This window comes from Brachybacterium sp. HMSC06H03, from assembly GCF_001807385.1.
GTDB classification, from domain to species: Bacteria; Actinomycetota; Actinomycetes; order Actinomycetales; family Dermabacteraceae; genus Brachybacterium; species Brachybacterium conglomeratum.
Genome location: NZ_KV788820.1, coordinates 1 through 3043, shown reverse-complemented (window position 1 = coordinate 3043; position 3043 = coordinate 1). Strand labels below are relative to the sequence as shown.

3 protein-coding genes are annotated in these 3043 nt (G+C 75.1%); 1 reads left to right on the top strand and 2 read right to left on the bottom strand.

The window, feature by feature from the left end; genetic code table 11:
* On the bottom strand, positions 1-346 hold a 346-nt coding region (locus tag HMPREF3159_RS10010), incomplete at its 3' end, for an FAD-dependent oxidoreductase (RefSeq protein ID WP_141748174.1).
* The gene (hemE, locus tag HMPREF3159_RS10005) at positions 343-1401 is read right to left on the bottom strand and encodes a uroporphyrinogen decarboxylase (protein ID WP_070500901.1); all 1059 of its coding nucleotides are present in this window, start codon (positions 1399-1401) and stop codon (positions 343-345) included. The genes hemE and HMPREF3159_RS10010, both read right to left, overlap by 4 nt.
* Positions 1402-1700: 299 nt before the next feature.
* Here hemE and HMPREF3159_RS10000 point away from each other — a divergent pair.
* Positions 1701-3043, top strand: a 1343-nt coding sequence (locus HMPREF3159_RS10000; RefSeq protein WP_070500900.1) for a glutamyl-tRNA reductase, incomplete at its 3' end; no start/stop codon positions are given.

Sequence of the window (3043 nt, the reverse complement as noted above, 5' to 3'; positions counted from 1 at the left end):
CGGCGAGCGGTCGGCCGGGCACCCCGAGCAGGGCGCCGGCCGGGGCGCGGTGCACCCCGGCGGCGGAGACGATCCGGCTGCCGAGCCCCTCGCGCGGGGAGACGACCCGATCTGCGAGCCCGAGCTGAGCGACCAGCGCGTCGACCGCGCCGGAGGCGGTCGAGTACGCCTCCGCGCCCGCGTTCAGGGCGAGGTCTCCCGCGCCCGGGAGGGCGAGCTCCGCGACCGCGCCGCCGAGGCGGTCCTCCGCCTCGAGCAGCACCACGCGGTGCCCCGCGCGCTGGTGGCGTCGAGCGGCGAGCAGCCCCGCGAGGCCGCCGCCGACGACGAGGATCCGGGCGCTCATGCCTCGGGCGCCTCCGCGGCGCGCGCGACGCGCTGGGAGTGGAGGAAGGCGACCAGGTCGGTGAGGATCTGCGGGTCGGTGTCCGGCGGGACGCCGTGGCCGAGGTTCACCACGTGCCCGGCCGCGGCCGCGCCCGCCTCGAGCACGCCGCGCACCTCCGCGAAGCGTGCCTCCTCCGAGGTGAACAGGACCGCGGGGTCGATGTTGCCCTGCACCGGGGTGTCGGCGGGGAGGACCTCCAGCGCCCGGTCCAGGCGCAGGCGGTGGTCCACGCCCATCGCGGTCGCGCCGGCGCCGAGCATCGGCAGCAGCAGGTGCGCGGCCCCGACGCCGAAGTGGATCCGCGGCACCGGCAGGCCCGCGACGTGGGCGAGCGCGGCGGCGGAATGGGCCTGCACGTGCTCGAGGTACTGCTCCTGCCCGAGCGCGCCCACCCAGGAGTCGAACAGCTGCACCGCGGACGCGCCCGCGAGGACCTGGGTCCGCAGGAAGCGGCCCGAGAGCTCCGCGACCCAGGTCGCCAGGCGCTCCCACAGGTCCGGGCGCGAGCGCATCAGCGCGCGGGTGCGCAGGTGGTCACGGCTGGGGCCGCCCTCGACCATGTAGCTCGCGACGGTGAAGGGGGCGCCGGCGAAGCCGATCAGGGGCGTGGTGCCGAGCTCCGACACGGTCAGGCGCACCGCCTCGCTGATCGGGGCGAGCGCCTCCTCGTAGTCGTCGCCGAGCGGGGGCAGCGCCTCGATGTCGGCCTCGGTGCGCACGGGATGGTCGAAGACCGGGCCGACGCCCGGGCGGATCTCGACGCCGAGCCCGGCGAGGCGGGCGGGGACGACGATGTCCGAGAAGAAGATCCCGGCGTCCACACCGTGGCGGCGCACCGGCTGGAGCGTGATCTCCGCGGCCATGTCGGGGCGGACGCAGGAGTCGAGCATCGTGGTGCCCTCGCGCAGCGCCCGGTACTCGGGCAGCGAGCGGCCCGCCTGACGCATGAACCACACGCTCGGTGTGTCGCTCCTCACGCCGCGCAGCTCCTGCAGCAGTGAGGCGTCGGCCACGCCGCCGTCGACGGCGGAGCGGCGCGCGGGATGCTCCTCGGGGAGCGATCCGGGGCCCGTGGAGGGGTGCGCGGAAGGGGTCTCGGCAAGAGGTGCGGCAGCGGTGGCGAGCCCGGGGCCTGCGGCGTTCCCGGATGCTGACAGGTGTCGCGATCGATCTGACGCACCGTCGGCAAAAAGGGGCTCTGACATGGGGTTCTGGTTCATGACGCCCCCATTGTGCACACGTTCGCGCGCAGCGTCACCAGACAGGTCCTCCGGGGGTGGAGCGACGGGCGGACATGCCTAGACTGAGGATCATGCTCGCTGCTCTCCGTGCCTCCCACGAGCATCTCGACCTCGAGATGCTCGACGCCCTGACCCGGGGTGCGGAGTCCCTGCCCGAGGCGCTCGAGGAGCTGCAGGCCGAGCGCGCCGAGACCGTCGGCGCCCCGCCCGTCGTCTCCGGAGCGGTGGTGCTCAGCACCTGCAACCGGCTCGAGGTCTACCTCGACACCGAGCGCTTCCACGAGGGCGTCGAGCTCGTGATCGAGGCGGTCTCCCGCACCAGCGGCCTGGACCGCGAGGTGGTCTCCCTCTGCTTCGACGCCGCGATGGACGCCCCCGTCCCGCAGCACCTGTTCGAGGTCACCTCGGGGCTGCGGTCGATCGTGATGGGCGAGGCCGAGATCTCCGGCCAGGTGAAGCAGGCCTACGAGGTCGCGCGCCGCGCCGGTCGCACCACCTCGATGCTCCACGACCTCTTCCAGCACGCCTTCCGCTGCGCCAAGAGCGTCGCCACCCAGGCCCCCGTCGGCGCTGCGGGTCGCTCCGGCGCCTCCGTCGCGCTGGACCGCGCCGGGATGCAGCTCGGCGGCTTCGAGGGCCGCAGCGTGCTGATCGTCGGCACCGGCGCCTACGCCCGGCTGGGGCTGTCGGAGCTGGCGCGCCGCGGCGTCTCCCGGATGCAGGTCTTCTCCCCGTCCGGGCGGGCGGCGGGCTTCGCCGAGCGCCACGGCGCGGAGGCCGTCGAGGCCGAGGGGCTCGAGCGGGCCCTGCGCGAGGCCGACCTGGTGCTGGCCGCCTCCGGTCGCGGCACCTCGCTGTTCCCCGAGCTGTTCCTGAACGCGGGCCGCACCGTCGTGCTCGACCTCGCGCTGCACTCCGACCTCCACCCCCTCGTGCGCCACCTCAAGGGCATCACCGTGCTGGGGCTGGAGGACCTGCGCCGGGAGGACCCGGACGGCGAGGACCCGGCGCTGGTGACCGCCCGCGGCATCATCGCCGAGAACGTCGAGGCCTTCCGCCAGCAGCAGGAGGTGCGCCGCATCGACCCGGCGATGGCCGCCCTGCGCCGCGAGGTGTTCGACGCGGCCGACGGGGAGATCGACCGTCTGCGCCGCGACGTCTCCGTGGAGACCGCCGACCAGCTCGAGCGCTCGGTGCGCCGCATCCTCGCCAGGGTCATGCACCAGCCCGCCGAGCGGGCCCGGCACCTGGCCGAGACCGGGTTCGCCGACGAGTACGTCTCCGCCTTCCACACGATCTTCGGGATCGACATCTCCGCCGCGCAGAGCGCCGAGGACTCGCCGGTGCCGGCGGCGCCCGGCGCCGCCGAGCCCGTGCCGGCCGGCTGGATGCGCGTGGACCGCACGGTCCCGCC